Genomic DNA, 19,543 nt, shown 5'->3' with positions numbered 1-19,543 from the left:
GATGAAAAACACAAAATATATATTAGTATTATCAGCTTTAATTGGTTTTACAAGTTGTAACGAAATTGAAGACGTTAATAGAGATGAAGCCGCTGAGGTTTTGCCAGAACTAACTTCTGGCTCGGCAGATTTTACAACATACGTGTCTCTTGGGGCATCTTTTACGGCAGGATATACAGATGGCGCGCTTTTTATGGCGGGGCAAAATAATTCTTTTCCAAATATATTGGCAAATCAATTTGCTGGTGTAGGCGGTGGAGATTTTACACAACCATTAACCAATGATAATTTTGGTGGCTTGGCAGCAGGAGGTACAAGAATAGCAGAACCAAGACTTGTTTTTGGCGGTTCTACTCCAATGCCTTTAGAGTCTGTGGTTGGCCCAGTAACGGTGTCTACAGATATTGTTTTAAACAACCCAACCGGGCCTTTTCGTAATTTAGGTGTTCCAGGAGCAAAAAGTTTTCATTTATTATCAGATTCTTACGGTAGTCTTGCAGGAGTAGGTTCTTATGCTAATCCTTACTTTGTAAGAATGGCATCAAGTCCAAGCGCAACTATGTTAGGAGACGCTATGGCGCAAAGTCCTACGTTTTTTACTTTATCAGAAATGGGAGCGAATGATGTTTTAAGTTTTGCGGTTTCTGGTGGAAGTGGTGTAGATCAAAAAGAGAATTTAGATCCTTCTACATACGGAAGTAATGATATTACAGACCCTAATGTTTTTGCTAGTGTTTTTAGTAATTTAGTTACAACACTAACAAGTGGTGGTGCTAAAGGTGTGGTTACAAATGTACCATATATTACAGATTTACCACATTTTACAACAGTGCCTTATAATCCAATTCCATTAGATGCTGGTACTGCTAGTTTTTTAAACAGTGTGGCTGCGTATGGCACATATAATGGTGGTTTACAACAAGCTTACGCTGCATTGCAGGGTTCTGGTTTGTTTACAGCTGAAGAAGTTGCAAAAAGAACTATAAAATTTGTTGAAGGACAAAACGCAGTTGTTATCATAGATGAGGATTTAACCGATTTAGGGGCGATTAATTCTGCTTTCGCTGAAATTCCAAAGTATAGACAAGCTACTGCAGATGATTTACTTGTACTTAGTTCATCTTCTTTTATAGGAACAGAAGCTATCCCTGGAAACGCACAAAGTATAAACGGTGTTGCCGTACCATTAGCAGATCAATGGGTTTTAACACCAGAAGAACAATTAGCTATTAAAGAAGCAACAGATGCGTATAATGTAACAATTAAAGCCGTGTCAGATGCTAATGATAATATTGCTTTAGTAGATTTAAATACTATTTTATCAGAATTAGCTACAACAGGAATTCTTTATGGCGATTACACATTAAATGCTAGTTTAGTAACTGGTGGAGCTGTTAGTCTAGACGGAATTCATTTAACAGCAAGAGGGTATTCATATATGGCATACAAGTTTTTAGAAGCTATAGACACCTCTTTTGGTGCTAATTTTATTGACTCTGGTAATGTTCCAAGTCCGGGAGATTACCCAACAAATTATGCGCCTACATTACAATAAAAGCGCAATTATTAAAAATATAAAAAACGTGTTCCAATGGAATGCGTTTTTTTATTATAAAAACGACTTTCATTTTAAATTAAAACCACTATATTTGCACGCGAAAACTCAAAGTGTTTTCACTGAATTAAAACGCATAATATTAAACACATAAGTAATGTCTAAAGTTACAGGTAAAGTTGCACAAATAGTAGGTCCAGTTATCGATGTTGAATTCGGAGCAGGTGCTGAACTTCCAAAAATTTATGATTCATTAGAAATTAAAAAAGCAGATGGATCGCTTTTAGTACTAGAAGTACAATCTCACATTGGTGAAGATACTGTGCGTACTATCGCTATGGATTCTTCTGATGGATTAAGCAGAGGTACAGAGGTTACTGCTACTGGTGCACCTATACAAATGCCGGTTGGTGATGATGTTTACGGACGTTTATTCAACGTAATTGGAGATGCTATCGATGGTCTTGGAGATTTACCTAAAGCTGGAGAAGCTGGGTTACCAATTCACCGTCAAGCACCAAAATTTGAAGATTTATCAACTTCTACTGAAGTTTTATTTACAGGTATTAAAGTAATCGATTTAATTGAGCCTTATGCAAAAGGTGGTAAAATTGGTTTATTTGGTGGTGCTGGAGTAGGTAAAACAGTATTAATTCAGGAGTTGATTAACAATATAGCAAAAGGACACGGTGGTTTATCTGTATTTGCTGGAGTGGGTGAAAGAACTCGTGAAGGAAATGATTTATTACGTGAGATGTTAGAGTCAGGAATTATAAAGTATGGTGATGACTTTATGCATTCTATGGAAGAAGGTGGATGGGATTTATCTAAAGTTGATAAATCTGGAATGAAAGAATCTAAAGCGACTTTCGTATTTGGACAAATGAATGAGCCTCCTGGAGCTCGTGCTCGTGTAGCATTATCTGGTTTAACTATTGCTGAGTATTTCCGTGATGGTGCTGGTGAAGGACAAGGGAAAGATGTATTATTCTTCGTAGATAATATCTTCCGTTTTACACAAGCTGGTTCTGAGGTGTCTGCATTATTAGGTCGTATGCCTTCTGCGGTAGGTTATCAACCAACATTAGCAACAGAAATGGGTGCTATGCAAGAGCGTATTACTTCAACTAAAAGAGGTTCTATTACATCTGTACAAGCGGTATATGTACCTGCGGATGATTTGACGGATCCTGCACCGGCTACAACCTTTGCTCACTTAGATGCAACAACAGTATTATCTCGTAAAATTGCTGAGTTAGGTATTTATCCTGCGGTAGATCCATTAGATTCTACTTCAAGAATTTTAACTGCTGAAATTTTAGGTGACGATCACTATAACTGTGCACAACGTGTTAAAGAGTTATTACAACGTTACAAAGAATTACAAGATATTATTGCTATCCTTGGTATGGAGGAATTATCTGAAGAAGATAAACTAGCTGTAGGTAGAGCAAGACGTGTACAACGTTTCTTATCTCAACCTTTCCACGTAGCAGAGCAATTTACAGGTCTTAAAGGTGTTTTAGTAGATATTAAAGAAACTATTAAAGGATTTAACATGATTATGGACGGTGAATTAGATCACTTACCAGAAGCAGCGTTTAACCTTAAAGGAACTATTGAAGAAGCTATCGAAGCTGGAGATAAAATGTTAGCTGAAGCGTAAACCTAGTAAGCAGTTATAGGTCAACAGTCAGCATTACGCGACTGAATACTGAATACTGATTACTGAATACTTGAAAATTATGTATTTAGAAATTGTATCACCAGAAGCAACCTTATTTAGTGGAGAAGTAACTAGCGTTGCGGTTCCAGGAGTAAATGGCGAATTTGAAATGTTAAATAATCACGTGCCAATTATATCTATTTTAAAAGAAGGTTTTGTGAAAATTTCAGGGAACGTAGAATTAGATGAAGCGGTTCAAGATAAATTTACCAAAAACGATAAAGGAGCTACATTGTTAAAAATTAACTCTGGAACGTTAGAATTAAAAAACAATAAGTTGATTGTTTTAGCAGACTAAAACATCAATTTTATATTATATAAAAAATGCGAGGCTTTAGCTTCGCATTTTTTTATGCTTTAAATTTAAGTATAATGTGGCTTAATATTTACACCTTTTTAATCACATTAGTTACAATCCCCCAAATAAGAAACTTATTATCACTAGTAATTTTAATAATAGGGTAGTTTGGGTTTTCCGGTTTTAACCACATTTCATCTTTATCCACTTTTAAACGCTTTACAGTAAACTCACCATCTAAAAAGCAAACCGCAATTTTATTATTTGTGGGCTCTATGCTTCTATCTATTACCAATAAATCGTTATCATCTAGTCCTGCACCAATCATAGATTGCCCGCTTACACGTGCATAGAATGTGGTTTCTTTATTTTTAACTAGCTCAGTATCTAGAGAAAGATGCTGCTGGCTAAAATCCTCGGTAGGAGCAGGGTAACCTGCCGAAATACCTGTATCGAAATAAAGCGCACCTGCATTGTCTGTTTCTTCAGGATTAAAAAGCGTTAAAGGAGCAGATTGTTTTAACTGTATAGCCATAGGGTTTGGGTTTTATTTTTAATGATACGTTGGTCTTTTAAAAAATAGAGGCCCTTATCATTATTTCGGTTGGTTAATGTAATATTAAAAATCATAGTTTTCCAAGCCTTTAATCGATTTTAGTTCGACTTTAAGTTCCTGAAACATATTTACAATGCTGCTTAGTTTTAGTTCTTCTTCACTATACTCTTGTGTGTTAATACAGCACGTAAACTCCCAAATTTCCATAATATCGGCGGTTTTTACATCGTAAGGTGTGTATAGTTTATTATCAGAATGTAGCTCTAAAGAGTCTTTTTCTTCAATTTTATTATAGACTCTTTTATATACTAAACCATCGTCTTTGGTGAGTATAATATAAGTGCGTCCGTTTTTTACATCGTTTATTGTATCGATAAATTTTGCAACAATAAACGAACCGCTTTTTACTGGCAACATAGAATCTCCACTTATCGGAAATGCACGATGCGTTCCTGTTGGTAAAAAGGGGAGTTTTATTTTTTGAAGTTGCTCAATATATTCCGGATCTGCATAGCCTTGTAAATATCCTGCTGAAGCTTTGGTAGGTACAATTTCTATTAAATCTTCGTCCATGTCGTTTACCGTTACCGGAAACAGTACACGCTTGTTTCCTACTTCAATGAAAGAAGTGTTTTTAGTGCGCCTTAAATCGTTTTTAACTAAAATATCTATTGGTATATTGAAATAGGTAGAAAGCTCTATTAAACGATCTATAGGAGGTTCTGAGCGGCCTTCTTCATAAGAACCCACAATGGAGCGTGTCCAACCTAATTCGTCCGCAAAACGTTCCTGAGAAAAACTTTTCAAAGTACGTAAATGTTTAATGTTGGATTGAATGAATTTCATTACTCGTTTTAATATTTAATTTGGTTTACTACAAATGTAAGCAACAATTACTTTTAAATGTAGCTAATTTTGCAAAACTTATGTATTTAAATAGTCATTCATATTTCAGCCTGCGTTACGGGACAATAAGTCCGGAAAAACTACTTGCCATTTCTGCGGAAAATGGCTTTAAAACGATGGCGCTAACCGATATTAATAATACATCGGCTTGCTTAGATTTTGTTCGGCTATCCAAAAAATATAAAATAAAACCAGTGTTAGGTGTCGATTTTAGAAATGGCGCAGAACAAAAATTTATACTATTAGCTAGAAACAATAAAGGGTTTCATAATATTAATAACTATTTATCTACTTTTTTGCATGATGCTAGTTTAGTAATTCCAGATTGTGCTCCTCAATTAGACGATACATTTGTTATTTATCCTTATAAACAAGATAGAAGTTTTAACTTAAAAAAACATGAGTTTTTAGGTGTAAAGCCACAAGATTTAAATAAACTTAAGTTTTCTAAACAGAAAAAAGACGTCTCTAAATTAGTGGTTTTACAATCGGTTTCTTTTGAAAATAAAAAAGGATTTAACACCCACCGTTTGTTGCGTGCAATCGATAATAATACGTTGTTAAGTAAGTTGTTAAAAAGTGAGGAAGGTCTAGAAACAGATGTTATGCTTTCTGCTAATAAATTGTCCAATGTTTATAGTGAATTCCCCGAGATTATAAAAAACACTAAAGCTATTTTAAGCCGATGTTCTATAAATTTCGATTTCTCGAAAAGTACACCTAATAATCAAAAATCGTATACTAAAAGTGAAGAGTTAGATTATAAATTGCTCGAAAGACTTGCTTATAGTGGTTTGGTGTATCGTTATCAAAACCCGGATGATGTTATCTTTAATCGAATAAAAAAAGAGTTAAGTATTATTAAAGAGAAGCAGTTTGTGTCTTATTTTTTAATGAATTGGAAAATTTTAAAATACGCTAGAAGTAAAAATTATTATTATGTAGGTAGAGGTAGTGGCGCCAATAGTATTGTTGCGTATTTATTACGAATTACCGATGTTGATCCCGTAGAACTCGATTTGTACTTCGAACGTTTTATAAATCTATACCGAAAGAATCCGCCGGATTTTGACATTGATTTTTCTTGGACCGATCGGGATGATATTACACAATTTATTTTTAAAACATTTAAAAACACCGCGCTTTTAGCAGTTTATAATACGTTTAAGTTTAAAGCGTCGGTACGCGAATTGGGTAAGGTTTTCGGCTTACCAAAATCAGAAATAGATATGCTCAGCAAAGGCCGCTACAATATTGATGCCTTAGATAAACTATCAAAATTAGTGCTTATTTACAGTGAGTATATTCAGGGGTTTCCTAATTATTTGGGTATTCATGCTAGTGGAATTATTATTTCAGAAAAGCCTATTCATTGTTATACAGCAACATTTTTTCCGCCGAAAGGCTTTGCTACCACACATTTTGATATGGTAGTTGCCGAAGATATTGGGCTTTATAAATTCGATATATTGAGTCAGCGTGGTTTAGGAAAAATTAAAGACACCGTAGATATTGTAAAATATAATCATCCAGAAAAGGCATCTATCGATATTCATGATATTAAAGGTTTTAAAACAGATGAAAAGATTAAGCATATTTTGCGACACGCTCAGGCTATTGGTTGTTTTTATGTAGAATCGCCTGCTATGCGCATGTTGCTTAAAAAACTTCAGGTTGATAACTATTTAGGGTTGGTGGCTGCGAGTTCTATTATTCGCCCTGGAGTTGCTAAATCGGGTATGATGCGCGAATATATATTGCGGTATCGCGATCCGGAACGTTGTAAGCAAGCGCACCCAGTTTTACTTAGTATTATGCCCGAAACCTATGGTGTTATGGTGTATCAAGAAGATGTTATTAAAGTGGCGCATTACTTTGGAGGTTTAACTTTAGCTGAAGCTGATAAATTACGACGCGGCATGTCGGGAAAGTTTAGGTCTCGTGATGAATTTCTATCTGTGAAAAATCTTTTTTTTAATAATTGTAGGCAAAAAGGAGAGCCAGAACATTTAATTGAAGAAATTTGGAAGCAAATTGAAAGCTTTGCTGGTTATGCATTTGCAAAGGGACACTCGGCATCTTATGCGGTAGAAAGTTACCAGAGTCTGTTTTTAAAAGCCTATTTTCCTTTGGAATATATGGTGGCTACTATTAATAATTTTGGTGGTTTTTATAGCACAGAACTTTATGTGCACGAGGCTAGAATGCATGGTGGTATTATTGAGGCACCTTGTGTTAACACAAGTTTTAATGAAACTATTATTATTGGTAAACATATTTATTTAGGTTTTATGTTTTTGCATGGTTTGGAAGTAAAAACTATTAAGAAATTACTTTTAGACCGAGAGGAGCATGGTGCGTTTAAAAGTCTAGACGATTGTATTGAGCGGCTAAGTATATCTGTAGAGCAAATCGCCATTCTGATTAAAATAAATGCGTTTCGATTTACGCGGGTTAATAAGCGCGAATTACTTTGGGAAGCCCATTTAAAAACCAGCAAAACAGTAATTCAAGACCATGTTATTAATTTATTTGAAACTAAACGTATAGATTACAAAACGCCAGAATTGCCAAGTTCAGCTTTGGAAGATGCTTTTGATGCTTTAGAGCTTTTAGGCTTTACGCTTTGCAACCCGTTTAGTTTATTGGAGGAAACAGCTGTACAACCTTTAAGAGCATTGCAACTCCCAAAATTTAAAAATCGTAATATTTCTATTGAGGGTTATTTGGTAACCACAAAAAACACGGTAACATCTAGTGGCAAATACATGCATTTTGGAACGTTTTTAGATTACGATGGGAATTTTATTGACACCGTTCATTTTCCGCCAGTGGCAAGTAAATATCCTTTTAGAGGCAAAGGTATTTATACCATTACAGGTAAGGTAATAGAGGAATTCGATTGTATAACTATTGAAGTTGTTACTATGGAAAAACTTGCTGTTATTCAAGACCCACGTTATAGCGATCCGCCTCCTAAGTTTATAACAAATACTAACCGACGGATAGGTTAGTGTATAAAATAAAAAAAGGCTATTCTTTTTAAGAATAGCCTTAATATTATTAATTAATCTAAAAAATCAGCTTATTGTCCAGCTTCAGTTTTAGCATCATCAATCATTTTTTCATTCGGTAAAATTGCGATATTTACTCTTCTGTTTTTTGCACGACCTTCTGCTGTAGTATTATCATGTGTTGGTTGTGCTTCTCCAAACCAGTTGGTTGTAAAACGACTACGACTTAAACCTTTACTTAAAAAATAATCGGTAACAGCATTTGCTCTGTTTTTAGAAAGCGTCATGTTTAATTCTTCACTACCAACACTATCTGTATGACCTACAACTAACACGTTAGTATCTGGATATTCTTGAAAAACTGCAATTAACTTATTTAAAGTTTCTTGAGAAGCTTCGTTAACATTATACTTTGCTGTTTTAAAATATACACCACTATTCTCATCAAAAGTTACTACAATACCATCGTCTACACGTTCCACTTTAGCGCCAGGAATTTCGTTTTCAATTTGTTGAGCTTGTTTGTCCATTTTGTTACCAATAAGTACACCAGCGCCACCGCCAATAACACCACCAATAACAGCTCCAAGTTCTCCATTACCACCTTTACCAACGTTGTTACCAATAATGGCTCCTAAAAGTGCGCCACCTGCAGCACCAATAGCGCCACCTTTTTGTTTGTTGTTTGCATTTTGTACCGATTTACAGCTTGTTATATTTACTGTAAGTACGAGTGCTAATAGAATTAATCCGATTTTATTAAATATTGTTTTCATCTGTATGTTTTATTGTTTTGTAAAATTCATTGTAATTGTAAATGGTTTACCCTCCACGTTAAGCGTTTGTTGCCACTGCATTGTAGCTTCTGTAAGTTGGGTAAGTTGCATTCTGTAACCGTAGTTGGTTGGCGATTTTCCTTTTTCGTCTGTAGGTTTTAATAAGAAATCATACAGATCGGTAGCAGGATCAACTTCTTGAATGGTAAAAATGAAGTTACGAGCACCAATGCTACAATTAGTATCGTTAATAGTATATATTCCTGAATTATTATTCGGGATAAACTGCCAATCACTACCTTCAAAACATGCTTTTGGAGCATCATCTAAAAGAGATACATTATAGGTGCCTTTTTCACTATAAGAAATAGTACTTAGCGTCCAATTCCCTTTCATTACTTTTTTTGAAGTTCGCACTACTTTTGATGTGCCGCATGAAGCTAAAGTTAATGCTAACACTAATAAAATTGCTATTCTTTTCATTTACATGTATTAATTAGGTTTCTATTTGGGTTTAAAAATTATCACTATTTATTGCTTCTTAAAAAAAAGAAACAATTTGATGTACGCAAGTTAAGACCCCTATGTGATATAGGTAGTCACTATAAATTATTTTTTTAACGTTATCGGGAATTGAACTTGAGTAAACACCAAAAACACAGATGGTTTTCGGAACGAATATTTTTAGGTATTAAGAGTGATTATGCCACTTTTTTAAGCAAGTCGAAACAAGGGCATTTTTTACAACGCTTATTTTCTCCTTTTTTAAATTTTTTACAACAACTACTTTTTACTTTATCAGGAAGTTCTACTCCTAATTCACGTAACATTTTAATTGCCTTTTTTTTCTTTTTTTTGCCCAAAACAGAATCTGAAATTTAAGAGATATCAAATTTATCTTGGGCAAAAATAACTATTTTTATTAAATCTAAATAAGATTAAATGTTAAAATTATTGCAAACCATCTGCAGATGCGGAAGTTACAGTTAGGTTTTCTATATCGCGATCAAAAAGGTACAATCCACCTTTATCATCTCCAATAAGATTTATTTTATCTAAAATGGTGCGCGCTACAGCTTCTTCTTCTATTTGTTCAGCAACATACCACTGTAAAAAGTTGTGTGATGCATAATCTCTTTCTTCTAAACTAATATGGACTAAATCGTTTATACTTTGAGATACAAATACTTCGTGTTCAAACAATTTCTCAAACATTTCTTTAAATGAAGTAAAAGTTACGTTAGGCGCCGATAATTCTGAAATTTTTGCATGACCACCGCGCTCGTTAACAAACTTTACAAGTTTTAGCATGTGTTCACGCTCTTCATCAGATTGTGCATACATAAAGTTTGCAACCCCTTCTAAACCTTTAACTTCGGCCCAACAAGCCATTGCTAAATATATTTGAGAAGATTCTGCTTCTATTTTTATTTGATTGTTTAATGCGGTTTCTATAGCTTTTGATAACATAGGTTTTGTTTTTTATAAAGTTAGTAAATTCTGTTTAACTTATTGTTAATCCGTTAGCAACATTATCTGTGTCCGGATTTACAAATACAAGTTTTCCATCTTCACTTTCTGTCATTAAAATCATGCCTTCACTTTCTACGCCGCGTAAAGCTCTTGGTGCTAGGTTTACTAAAACCGTAACTTTTTTACCAACAACCTCTTCTGGCGTAAAGCTTTCTGCAATACCAGAAACAATAGTTCTAACATCAATACCTGTATCTACTTTTAAAACTAAAAGTTTTTTAGCTTTTGGCATTTTCTCAGCCTCTATAATAGTACCAACACGCATATCGAGTTTAGTAAAATCATCAAAGTTTATAGTATCCTTTTGTGGTTCTACTACTTTATTTGCTGCTTCGTTAGCTTTTTTACTAGCTTCTAATTTATCTAGTTGTTTTTGAATTGTTTCATCTTCTACTTTAGAAAATAATAATTCAGCTTCACCAATTTTATGACCTGCAGGAAGTAACACCTCTTTTATGGCAACTTCTTTCCAAGTGGTTTCTGTACCTAGAGCAGTATGGTTTAATATGTTTTTTAATTTAGTTGAAGTAAACGGTAAAAATGGCTCACTTAAAGTTGCTAATGCCGATGCTATTTGCAACGCCACATACATAATAGTTTTTGTGCGCTCTGTATCTACTTTAATTACTTTCCAAGGTTCAGCATCGGCTAAATATTTATTTCCTAAACGTGCTAAATTCATCATTTCTTGGCTAGCTTCTCTAAAACGGTAACGCTCTATCGAGCTGGCAATAACATCTGGATATGCTTTAACAGTGGCTAAAGTTTCTTCGTCTACTTGTTCAAATGCTGAAGGGGTAGGTACAATACCTTCGTAATATTTGTTAGTTAAAACAACAACACGGTTTATAAAGTTTCCGAAAATGGCAACTAACTCGTTGTTATTTCTTGCCTGAAAATCTTTCCAAGTAAAATCATTATCCTTAGTTTCTGGAGCATTTGCCGTTAATACGTAACGTAAAACATCTTGTTGCCCAGGGAAATCTTCTAAATATTCTGGCAACCAAACAGCCCAGTTTTTAGAGGTTGATAATTTGTTGCCTTCTAAGTTTAAAAACTCGTTTGCGGGTACATTTTCTGGTAAAATATAAGAGCCTTCAGCTTTTAACATCGCTGGGAAAATAATGCAGTGAAATACAATATTATCTTTTCCTATAAAGTGTACTAATTTTGTGTCTTTATCTTTCCAGTATGGTTCCCAATCTTTTCCTTCGCGAGCAGCCCATTCTTTGGTAGACGAAATATAACCAATTGGTGCATCAAACCAAACGTAAAGTACTTTACCTTCTCCACCTTCGGCAGGTACAGGAATTCCCCAATCTAAATCACGGGTTACAGCTCTTGGACGTAAACCATCGTCTATCCAAGATTTACATTGTCCGTAAACATTAGGTTTCCAGTCTTTTTTATGACCTTCAAGAATCCATTCTCTTAAAAAATCTTCATGTTTATCTAGTGGTAAATACCAGTGTTTTGTTTGTTTTAACGTTGGCACATTACCAGTTATAGCCGATTTAGGATTAATTAAATCGGTAGCATTGTGGCTTGTTCCACAGTTTTCACATTGGTCGCCATAACTTTCTTCATTACCACATTTTGGACATGTTCCAATCACGAATCTATCTGCTAAAAATTGATTTGCAGCGGCATCGTATAATTGTTCCGATGTTTCCTCAATAAATTCACCTTTTGCATCTAAAGTTTTGAAAAACTCCGAAGCTGTTTCATGATGAATTGGAGCAGATGTACGTGAGTAATTATCATAAGTAATTCCAAAATCTACAAACGATTTTTTAATAATGGCATGATATTTATCAACAATATCTTGTGGTGTTACACCTTCGTTTTTAGCTTTAATTGTAATGGGAACACCATGTTCATCACTTCCGCCAATAAATGCAACATCGTTTCCGGTTAATCGTAAATAGCGTACATAAATATCTGCAGGCACATAAACACCAGCTAAATGGCCGATGTGTATTGGACCGTTGGTGTATGGTAAAGCGGTTGTAATGGTATATCGTTTTGGTGTGTTCATCAATTTAAAATTATATTATGAGTGTGTTTTTGAGGTTTAGCTGTACTACAATCAACTGTTTGTGTTGAAAAATACATCTATTTTACTCGTAAACATAAGTGTTTTTCAAGCCGTAAAAGTAATCAATTTAAGCCCTATTTAGAAAAAAAATGTACATTTACATTATGACACGAATTACATTTATTACAATTTTATTTTGTTCCTTTTTTTTCTTCGGAAAAACAACACTATTGGCACAAGAAACAACATTAAAAAACTCTACTAAATTGATACAACCTCCATATTTAAAAGCAGGCGATACGGTTGCTATTGTTGCACCATCTGGTGTTATAAAAAACGGATTTAAAGAAATAGAAGCTGCTAAAGCTTTACTTAAAAGTTGGGGCTTGCATACTATTGTTGGCGAGCATGTATTTAGTCAAGCCGATCATTTTGCTGGTACCGATGATGAGCGTTGTGCCGATTTTCAAAGCGCTTTAGATAACCCAACCGTTAGTGCTATTTGGTGTGCTAGAGGTGGTTATGGTACGGTTAGAATTTTGGATAAGCTAGATTATACTAAATTTAAGCAACATCCAAAATGGTTAATAGGCTATAGTGATATTACGGCGTTGCACAATCAATTTAACAATGAAGGCATAGAAAGTATACACGGTATTATGTGTGTTAGCTTGCCTAATGATTTGAGTACTATAGAGAAACCTATAGCGACTTTTAAGGCAGCTATTTTTGGGAAGCCATTAAGTTATACGCTCGAAAGTTCAGCTTATAACCGAGCAGGTTCTGTTTCGGCACCTTTAGTTGGTGGTAATTTAACTTTATTACATACCATGTTAGGTTCTAAAACAAGTATTGATACCAATGGGAAAATTCTTTTTATAGAAGAAGTAGGTGAGTACAAATACCATATAGATCGCATGTTACAAAGTTTAAAACGTGCAGGATATTTTGATAACTGTAAAGGTGTTATTATTGGCGGTATTAGCCGAGTTAGAAAAAATACCACACCTTGGGGAACTTCTATAGAGCAATTGTTTATAGATGCCCTTTCAGATTATAATTTTCCAATAGCTTTTAATGTGCCTGCAGGACATGAAAAAGATAATCGTGCTTTAATTTTAGGGCGAACAATTGATTTGAACGTTTCTAAGGAAAAATCTACTATAGTTTTTAAGTAAAATCACTCTAGTTTATCAAGGTTTTTTATTGCGAATAATAGTGCCCGTTTTTCGTTTTTAGTTACATGATTTAGTTTGACGTTAATAAAGTACAGTTAACTAATATTTTGTTGTAATTGTGTGATACATTGTAGTTTTGCAGACATAATTTTTATGTTTAACCAACAAATTTCTCTCAATGAAAAAATTACAATTATTAAGCGTAGCAGCAATGCTTTTATTTTCTGTTAATATTAATGCAGATACAGTAAAAACAAATTTAAACCTTTTTAATCCTGATGTGCGTAAGTGCTTAATTGAAGCATCTGAAAGTGAAGGATGGAAACTAGAAGCTGTTTATACAGATGAACAAGATAAATTAGTTATGGTTTTTGGAAAAGGAACTGAAACTAAAACTTATATCGATAAATAATACTTATTGATATTATTAAAATTAAAAAGCCAACTATTTAATAGTTGGCTTTTTTTTATGGGTTTAAACCCCAAATTGATTTAAGTGATGGTCTAAGTGTTTGTAAAACATGGTATTCCATTCTTTATTATTTAGGTTGCCAAAGGAATGCGATGCTTTATTTTCGAAATGATTTGCGCCTAACTGTTGCGTTCTGTTAATAAAATCAACGAGTCTGCTTTTTTCTAAATCAAAGTTTTTGGTATCGGTAATTACAAATTCTGGAGCGGTACGACTATTCTTTTTATAAGGTTTGTCGCCTACAACTATAGGTTTTACAATGGTTTTTAGCATCCAACGTTTAAAAGCGTTTGGTTTTGGGTGCTTATTGTCATAAACCATTTCGTAAGTTACGTTGCAATGCGCTAACATTTGGTCTACGCTCATTTTGCCCCAAAGCGGTTGGGCTTGATTGTCTAAGTTTTTAATTCTTTCAACAACAGCTTGTGTGTCTTTGGAATTGAACATGTTTTTCATAAGAAAGAAGGATTAATGTAGTGTTGTGCACTAAATTTATTACTTAAAGTTCTTATTACCAATTATTTTTGAGGTGAAAAATGCTTTTTTTAAAGTAGCGCTTAATCTGCTTAATTAAAATCTGCGTTCCTTTTGTATTTGCTCGTAAGCAGCTTGTACTTGTCTAAATTTTTCTTCGGCACCTTGTTGGTGTTCTTTTCCTAGATGAATAACTTTATCTGGATGATATTTTTTAGCCATAGTACGGTAGGCTTTTTTAATTTCGTCTACACTAGCACTTTTAGTGATTTCCAAAACCTTATAAGCGTTGTCACTACTATCGTAAAACATGGCTTTTATACTTTCGTAATCTCGAGAGCTTATGCCTAAATAGCCAGCTATGGTATAAATTTGTTTTACCTCGTCTTCAGTTACAACACCATCGGCTTTGGCTATACCAAAAAGAAAGTGCATAAGTTGTAAACGGGATGGGTGATCCATCATTTGTTTAATTTGCAAACAAACTTGGCGTGTAGAAATATTGTTTTGTTTGTTTATGTTTTTAAAAAGGGCAAAAGCAGTATTTGCACGCTCCTTGCCGTACATATTTACAAATTGTTGACGTACGTAATCTAGTTCGCGTTGGTCTTGTTTACCATCGGCTTTTATAACAATAGAAGCTAGAATAAGTAAGCTTACCTCAAAATCTCCCGATTGTGTTTGTGGGCGTTGTTGTGTGCGTGTGCTATATGTGGTTCTTTGGCCTTGTTGAGGTTGTCCTTGGTTTAAAAAAGGACTTCCTTTTCCGTCGGACATGGCGTCTATAACGCTACCTAATGCTAAGCCTATTATGGCACCTATTGGTCCGCCAAACGACCAACCTAAAGAGGCGCCTATCCATTTTGTAAAACTCATGTACTGTTTGTTTTTTATGGTTCAAATATACTATTGTTAGTTGAATTTTTATGGGTTTTGTTACAACATTGGCGAATTTGTGATGCTTTTAACTTATGATTTATTTTGGCGGATATGTGCGTTAAGGATAGTAGCGGCATCCTTTTTTGTGATTTGCCTATGGTTTAATTTTAGCTCGAACTTTACTTGTGAGCTTAGGTTTAATATGAAGTATGAAACTTGGTTTGAACAAAAAAGATATAGCGGATAGCCTGACCCGTAGGGAAACGCCCAAAGAATTACACGTAAATTTGTCAGGTTTTGGTGGTTATGAACGACTTAAACATGACAGTTGTCTTAAATCGCATGATTTTTGACTAACTTTGTAACAGAGATTAATTATAAAACATAAAAATTTAAAAGATATGTATCCAGCAGAATTAGTAAAACCTATGCGTGAGGATTTAACCAACGTTGGTTTTGAAGAATTACACACTGCCGAGGCGGTTGAGGCGGCTATTGCAAAACCGGGAACTACACTTGTAGTTGTAAATTCGGTTTGTGGTTGTGCAGCAGCTAATGCGCGTCCAGGTGCGAGAATGAGTTTGCAAAACGCAAAACGTCCAGACCATATTACTACGGTTTTTGCAGGTGTTGATAAGGAGGCTGTTGATGCGGCTCGTGGATTTATGGTTCCGTTTCCTCCAAGTTCACCTTGTATGGCTTTGTTTAAAGATGGCGAATTAGTACACATGTTAGAGCGTCACCACATTGAAGGTCGTCCAGCAGAATTAATTGCTGAAAACCTTGTTGATGCTTACAATGCAAATTGCTAGTCGAGTTTATAAAAACTTGATTTAATTTATATAAAAACCACGATTTATCGTGGTTTTTTGCATTTTTACGCAACCATTTCTTGTGTTCTGCATCTATAAAATAAAAACTGTTTTATGCGGAAATCTATTTTACTGCCAAGCTTATTTTTGTTTAGTATGCTGTTTATGGCTTTTCAGTGTGAGGAAGATGATTATGGCGATATAGAGATTGATCGATTAGAACTCGCTCAGTTAAAGATTGAAATTGATGAAATTATTTATGCATCTGTTTGTGATGGTACTCACAGTTGCGAGTTTATGGCTTATGGTAGTAAAGCCTGTGGCGGACCGCAAGGGTACTTGGTTTATTCTACTTCTATTAACTTAGAAAACTTAAAGACTTTGGTAGAAAACTATAATCGGGTTGAAGCTGAATTTAATACAAAATGGAATATTTTATCAGATTGTTCTGTGCCAAATCCACCAAGCGACATAATTTGCGAAAATAACAAGTGTGTGCCTGTTTTTTAAGACTAAGTTTTTACTTATTTTTGAGGCATGGTAAAACTGATATCTTATCCGCTAACTATTATATATGCCTTTGCGTTTTTATTAACCATTGTTATATTTCACCCTATTCAAGCATTTTGCTATAGGGTTTTTGGGTATCAAGCGCTTAAAAAAAGTGTGGATGCCTTGCAGTTTTTTTTAATGCGCTGCTTAAATATTTTGGGTACACGTTTTACTTTTGATAACCCACACGATATTCCTACCGATCAACCCATAATTATTGTTTCTAATCACCAAAGTATGTACGATATATCACCACTTATGTGGTATATGCGTAAACATCATCCTAAATTTATTAGTAAAATTGAATTAGGAAAAGGCATACCAAGTGTATCTTACAACTTGCGACACGGTGGCTCTTGTTTAATAGATCGTAAAAATCCAAGACAATCTTTACCGGCTATTATGAAGTTTGGTGAGTATATAGAAGAAACTAAACGTGCCGCGGTAATTTTTCCGGAAGGCACGCGTAGTGTAGATGGTAAACCAAAGCCTTTTCAAACAAAAGGATTGGAAATTTTACTTAAAAAAATACCATCTGCATTAGTTGTCCCTATTACCATAAATAACTCTTGGAAAACATTGCGTTATGGCAAATTCCCAATGGGTTTGGGCACTCACATAAAATTTACCGTGCATAAGCCTATAAAAGTTAGTACCTTTGCTAATAGACAAGATTTGATAAATAGTGTGGAAACCACTATTGTAGAACATATAAAAAATTAAAAACACATTCCGATGGCGTTAAAAAACAAACGAATTGAAGTAATGAACTTTTTGGAGAAGGATATTGATGCCTTGGTTCAGAAATATTTAATTCCGATTGAAAAAATATGGCAACCTACCGACTTTTTACCAAATACAGAAGGTAATGATGAAGAATTTTTTGAAGAGGTAAAAGAAATTAGAGAGTTAGCCAAAGAGTTGCCTTACGATTTCTGGGTGGTTTTAGTTGGTGATATGATTACTGAAGAAGCACTGCCAACTTACGAGTCTTGGTTAATGGATGTAGAAGGCGTAGACCAAGTTAATGGTAAAAATGGTTGGTCTAAATGGGTAAGCCAATGGACAGGTGAAGAAAACCGCCATGGTGATGTGCTTAACAAATATCTTTATCTTTCTGGTCGTGTAAATATGCGCGAAATAGAAGTAACTACGCAGCATTTAATTGCTGATGGGTTTGATATTGGAACTGATAGAGATCCTTATAAAAACTTTGTTTACACAAGTTTCCAAGAGTTAGCAACTTACGTATCTCACAACCGTGTGGCTAAAATTGCAAAAGATTTTGGTAACAAGCGTTTAGCTAAAATGTGTAAGATTATTGCTGGTGATGAAATGAGACACCACCATGCGTACTCGGAGTTTGTAGAGCGTATTTTTGAAGTGGATCCAAACCAAATGATGATGGCTTTCCATTACATGATGAAACAAAAAATTACCATGCCTGCTCACTTTTTACGTGAAACTGGCGGTAAAATTGGTTCGGCATTCGAAGAGTTTTCTAATACAGCACAACGTATTGGGGTTTATACTTCTATGGATTATATTGATATTTTAGAGAAATTAACCAAGCGTTGGGAGATTGATAAAATAACCAACCTGAATGATGAAGCTGAAAAAGCTAGAGATTACCTCATGAAACTTCCGTCTAGAATGACGCGTGTTGCCGAGCGTATGAAAGTTCCAGAAAACTCTTTTGAGTTTAAATGGGTGCAACCGGCTATTATTAAATAGTTTATTTAGGTTAAATATTTAGACCGAATAAAAACTAATAAAATTCTATGAACCTCTAAAAAATGAATTCCGTTTTTTAGGGGTTTTTTATATCTATGACATTATTTAACCAGGATAAAGATTATATAAAGCGTGTAAACTTAGCGCTATCTTTTATTGATGCACATTTAGACTCCAATGTGTTATCCTTAGAAAGCGTTTCGGAAATAGCTTTGTTTTCTCCCTTTCATTTTCATCGTATTTTTAAAAGTATTATTGGCGAAACTTTAAATAGTTATATTGGTAGAAAACGTCTAGAGCGTGCTGCTGCTATGTTAATTCATAAAAAAGAATTTACCATTACAGAAATTGCTTTGCATGTTGGTTTTAGTACAAACTCTGCTTTTACGCGAGCTTTTAAGAAATTTTACAACCTTAGTCCTTCTGAATTTAAAAATCAACATCCGTATAAATTTAGCAAGATTGGTATAGTTGAAAGCAAGATTGGACAAGAGAATTTTATGCTCGAAAGCTATTTTTGCAATATTAATAATCATTTAAATTGGATTGAAATGAATGCAAACATTGAAGTAAAACAAATACCCGAATTACATTTTGCAAGCCTAACGCATATTGGCGTTGAAAATATTGATAAAGCTTTTGAAAGGATTATAAAATGGGCTATTTCTAAGGGGTTAATGCAAAATTCTGAAACGAGATTAGCTAGAGTTTTTCATGATAGTTTTAAAATTACAGATGCTAATAAAGTACGTATGAGTATTTCGGTGTTAACAAAAGAACCCGTTTTAGTTGAAGGCGATATTCATAATTTATCTACCAAAGCAGGGAAGTATATTGTTGGCCGATTTGAAATCACTCCTCAAGATTTTGAAAAATCGTGGAGCGGTCTCTTTATTTGGATGCACGATAATGGCTATGCAAAAGCAGATAGTACGCCTTTTGAAATATATCAAAACGATATGCGAGAACATCCAGAAGGTAAAGCTATTGTAGATTTTTATATTCCGGTAATGTAGGTTGTTAAAATATATAAAAACTAA

General features: G+C 34.3%; 19 protein-coding genes. 11 read left to right on the top strand and 8 right to left on the bottom strand.

Going from position 1 to position 19,543, the window contains the following annotated elements:
- Position 1: 1 nt before the first annotated feature.
- From BM246_RS09500 to BM246_RS09490, 3 genes are all read left to right on the top strand, one after another.
- Positions 2–1,555 carry a G-D-S-L family lipolytic protein gene (locus tag BM246_RS09500; protein ID WP_074937434.1) on the top strand — a complete coding sequence of 518 codons (1,554 nt, stop codon included), beginning with the start codon at positions 2–4 and terminating at the stop codon, positions 1,553–1,555.
- A 157-nt stretch (positions 1,556–1,712) separates the two neighbouring features.
- A complete protein-coding gene (atpD, locus tag BM246_RS09495; protein ID WP_042503986.1) occupies positions 1,713–3,221 on the top strand; it encodes a F0F1 ATP synthase subunit beta in 1,509 nt (502 codons plus the stop codon).
- Between the two features lie 79 nt (positions 3,222–3,300).
- A complete protein-coding gene (locus tag BM246_RS09490) occupies positions 3,301–3,579 on the top strand; it encodes a F0F1 ATP synthase subunit delta/epsilon (protein WP_042499551.1) in 279 nt (92 codons plus the stop codon).
- A gap of 88 nt (positions 3,580–3,667) precedes the next feature.
- Here the strand turns inward: BM246_RS09490 and BM246_RS09485 are convergent, their stop codons facing one another.
- Positions 3,668–4,114, bottom strand: coding sequence for a LexA family protein (locus BM246_RS09485; protein WP_074937431.1), 447 nt, complete (start codon positions 4,112–4,114; stop codon positions 3,668–3,670).
- Between the two features lie 84 nt (positions 4,115–4,198).
- Complete coding sequence (locus tag BM246_RS09480) at positions 4,199–4,981, bottom strand: XRE family transcriptional regulator (protein ID WP_074937429.1); 783 nt, start codon at positions 4,979–4,981, stop codon at positions 4,199–4,201.
- A gap of 80 nt (positions 4,982–5,061) precedes the next feature.
- Between BM246_RS09480 and BM246_RS09475 the strand changes: the two genes are divergently transcribed.
- The gene (locus BM246_RS09475) at positions 5,062–8,055 is read left to right on the top strand and encodes a DNA polymerase III subunit alpha (protein WP_074937427.1); all 2,994 of its coding nucleotides are present in this window, start codon (positions 5,062–5,064) and stop codon (positions 8,053–8,055) included.
- A gap of 71 nt (positions 8,056–8,126) precedes the next feature.
- Here the strand turns inward: BM246_RS09475 and BM246_RS09470 are convergent, their stop codons facing one another.
- The 4 genes from BM246_RS09470 to metG all read right to left on the bottom strand — a co-directional run bounded on the left by BM246_RS09470 (position 8,127) and on the right by metG (position 12,402).
- Entirely contained in the window at positions 8,127–8,831 is a 705-nt protein-coding gene (locus BM246_RS09470) for a YiaD family glycine zipper/OmpA-like lipoprotein (protein ID WP_042499555.1), read from the bottom strand.
- A 9-nt stretch (positions 8,832–8,840) separates the two neighbouring features.
- Positions 8,841–9,314, bottom strand: a complete 474-nt coding sequence (locus tag BM246_RS09465; protein ID WP_042499557.1) for a lipocalin family protein — start codon at positions 9,312–9,314, stop codon at positions 8,841–8,843.
- A gap of 468 nt (positions 9,315–9,782) precedes the next feature.
- A complete protein-coding gene (locus BM246_RS09460; RefSeq protein ID WP_042503978.1) occupies positions 9,783–10,301 on the bottom strand; it encodes a ferritin in 519 nt (172 codons plus the stop codon).
- Positions 10,302–10,335: 34 nt separating this feature from the next.
- Positions 10,336–12,402 carry a methionine--tRNA ligase gene (gene metG / locus BM246_RS09455; RefSeq protein ID WP_074937425.1) on the bottom strand — a complete coding sequence of 689 codons (2,067 nt, stop codon included), beginning with the start codon at positions 12,400–12,402 and terminating at the stop codon, positions 10,336–10,338.
- Positions 12,403–12,551: 149 nt separating this feature from the next.
- On the opposite strand from metG, the gene BM246_RS09450 reads away from it, so the two are divergent.
- Entirely contained in the window at positions 12,552–13,580 is a 1,029-nt protein-coding gene (locus tag BM246_RS09450; protein ID WP_231961836.1) for a S66 peptidase family protein, read from the top strand.
- Positions 13,581–13,758: 178 nt separating this feature from the next.
- Positions 13,759–13,992, top strand: coding sequence for a hypothetical protein (locus tag BM246_RS09445; RefSeq protein WP_042499561.1), 234 nt, complete (start codon positions 13,759–13,761; stop codon positions 13,990–13,992).
- A gap of 63 nt (positions 13,993–14,055) precedes the next feature.
- On the opposite strand, the gene BM246_RS09440 is transcribed toward BM246_RS09445, so the two are convergent.
- On the bottom strand, positions 14,056–14,508 hold the full coding sequence (locus tag BM246_RS09440; RefSeq protein WP_042503976.1) for a DUF1569 domain-containing protein: 453 nt from the start codon (positions 14,506–14,508) through the stop codon (positions 14,056–14,058).
- Positions 14,509–14,622: 114 nt separating this feature from the next.
- Positions 14,623–15,402 carry a TerB family tellurite resistance protein gene (locus tag BM246_RS09435; protein ID WP_042499565.1) on the bottom strand — a complete coding sequence of 260 codons (780 nt, stop codon included), beginning with the start codon at positions 15,400–15,402 and terminating at the stop codon, positions 14,623–14,625.
- A 404-nt stretch (positions 15,403–15,806) separates the two neighbouring features.
- Between BM246_RS09435 and BM246_RS09430 the strand changes: the two genes are divergently transcribed.
- The 5 genes from BM246_RS09430 to BM246_RS09410 all read left to right on the top strand — a co-directional run bounded on the left by BM246_RS09430 (position 15,807) and on the right by BM246_RS09410 (position 19,519).
- Entirely contained in the window at positions 15,807–16,217 is a 411-nt protein-coding gene (locus tag BM246_RS09430; protein ID WP_042503973.1) for a BrxA/BrxB family bacilliredoxin, read from the top strand.
- A gap of 114 nt (positions 16,218–16,331) precedes the next feature.
- Entirely contained in the window at positions 16,332–16,727 is a 396-nt protein-coding gene (locus tag BM246_RS09425; RefSeq protein WP_074937423.1) for a hypothetical protein, read from the top strand.
- Between the two features lie 27 nt (positions 16,728–16,754).
- Entirely contained in the window at positions 16,755–17,492 is a 738-nt protein-coding gene (locus BM246_RS09420; protein ID WP_042503971.1) for a lysophospholipid acyltransferase family protein, read from the top strand.
- Between the two features lie 12 nt (positions 17,493–17,504).
- Positions 17,505–18,503 carry an acyl-ACP desaturase gene (locus BM246_RS09415; RefSeq protein WP_042499571.1) on the top strand — a complete coding sequence of 333 codons (999 nt, stop codon included), beginning with the start codon at positions 17,505–17,507 and terminating at the stop codon, positions 18,501–18,503.
- Positions 18,504–18,598: 95 nt separating this feature from the next.
- Complete coding sequence (locus BM246_RS09410) at positions 18,599–19,519, top strand: AraC family transcriptional regulator (protein ID WP_074937421.1); 921 nt, start codon at positions 18,599–18,601, stop codon at positions 19,517–19,519.
- The last annotated feature ends 24 nt before the right edge of the window (positions 19,520–19,543 follow it).

It is taken from the genome of Algibacter lectus, from assembly GCF_900112395.1.
In the GTDB taxonomy this organism is placed as follows: domain Bacteria; phylum Bacteroidota; class Bacteroidia; order Flavobacteriales; family Flavobacteriaceae; genus Algibacter; species Algibacter lectus.
The sequence above is the reverse complement of the archived record's forward strand: the minus strand, read 5'-3'. Positions and strand labels throughout refer to the sequence as shown.

What these genes read in the sequence shown, in the direction of transcription:
- BM246_RS09500 (WP_074937434.1), top strand. Translation starts at nt 2, where the DNA reads ATGAAAAACACAAAATATATATTAGTATTATCAGCTTTAATTGGTTTT.
- atpD (WP_042503986.1), top strand. Translation starts at nt 1,713, where the DNA reads ATGTCTAAAGTTACAGGTAAAGTTGCACAAATAGTAGGTCCAGTTATC.
- BM246_RS09490 (WP_042499551.1), top strand. Translation starts at nt 3,301, where the DNA reads ATGTATTTAGAAATTGTATCACCAGAAGCAACCTTATTTAGTGGAGAA.
- BM246_RS09485 (WP_074937431.1), bottom strand. Translation starts at nt 4,114, where the DNA reads ATGGCTATACAGTTAAAACAATCTGCTCCTTTAACGCTTTTTAATCCT.
- BM246_RS09480 (WP_074937429.1), bottom strand. Translation starts at nt 4,981, where the DNA reads ATGAAATTCATTCAATCCAACATTAAACATTTACGTACTTTGAAAAGT.
- BM246_RS09475 (WP_074937427.1), top strand. Translation starts at nt 5,062, where the DNA reads ATGTATTTAAATAGTCATTCATATTTCAGCCTGCGTTACGGGACAATA.
- BM246_RS09470 (WP_042499555.1), bottom strand. Translation starts at nt 8,831, where the DNA reads ATGAAAACAATATTTAATAAAATCGGATTAATTCTATTAGCACTCGTA.
- BM246_RS09465 (WP_042499557.1), bottom strand. Translation starts at nt 9,314, where the DNA reads ATGAAAAGAATAGCAATTTTATTAGTGTTAGCATTAACTTTAGCTTCA.
- BM246_RS09460 (WP_042503978.1), bottom strand. Translation starts at nt 10,301, where the DNA reads ATGTTATCAAAAGCTATAGAAACCGCATTAAACAATCAAATAAAAATA.
- metG (WP_074937425.1), bottom strand. Translation starts at nt 12,402, where the DNA reads ATGAACACACCAAAACGATATACCATTACAACCGCTTTACCATACACC.
- BM246_RS09450 (WP_231961836.1), top strand. Translation starts at nt 12,552, where the DNA reads ATGTACATTTACATTATGACACGAATTACATTTATTACAATTTTATTT.
- BM246_RS09445 (WP_042499561.1), top strand. Translation starts at nt 13,759, where the DNA reads ATGAAAAAATTACAATTATTAAGCGTAGCAGCAATGCTTTTATTTTCT.
- BM246_RS09440 (WP_042503976.1), bottom strand. Translation starts at nt 14,508, where the DNA reads ATGAAAAACATGTTCAATTCCAAAGACACACAAGCTGTTGTTGAAAGA.
- BM246_RS09435 (WP_042499565.1), bottom strand. Translation starts at nt 15,402, where the DNA reads ATGAGTTTTACAAAATGGATAGGCGCCTCTTTAGGTTGGTCGTTTGGC.
- BM246_RS09430 (WP_042503973.1), top strand. Translation starts at nt 15,807, where the DNA reads ATGTATCCAGCAGAATTAGTAAAACCTATGCGTGAGGATTTAACCAAC.
- BM246_RS09425 (WP_074937423.1), top strand. Translation starts at nt 16,332, where the DNA reads ATGCGGAAATCTATTTTACTGCCAAGCTTATTTTTGTTTAGTATGCTG.
- BM246_RS09420 (WP_042503971.1), top strand. Translation starts at nt 16,755, where the DNA reads ATGGTAAAACTGATATCTTATCCGCTAACTATTATATATGCCTTTGCG.
- BM246_RS09415 (WP_042499571.1), top strand. Translation starts at nt 17,505, where the DNA reads ATGGCGTTAAAAAACAAACGAATTGAAGTAATGAACTTTTTGGAGAAG.
- BM246_RS09410 (WP_074937421.1), top strand. Translation starts at nt 18,599, where the DNA reads ATGACATTATTTAACCAGGATAAAGATTATATAAAGCGTGTAAACTTA.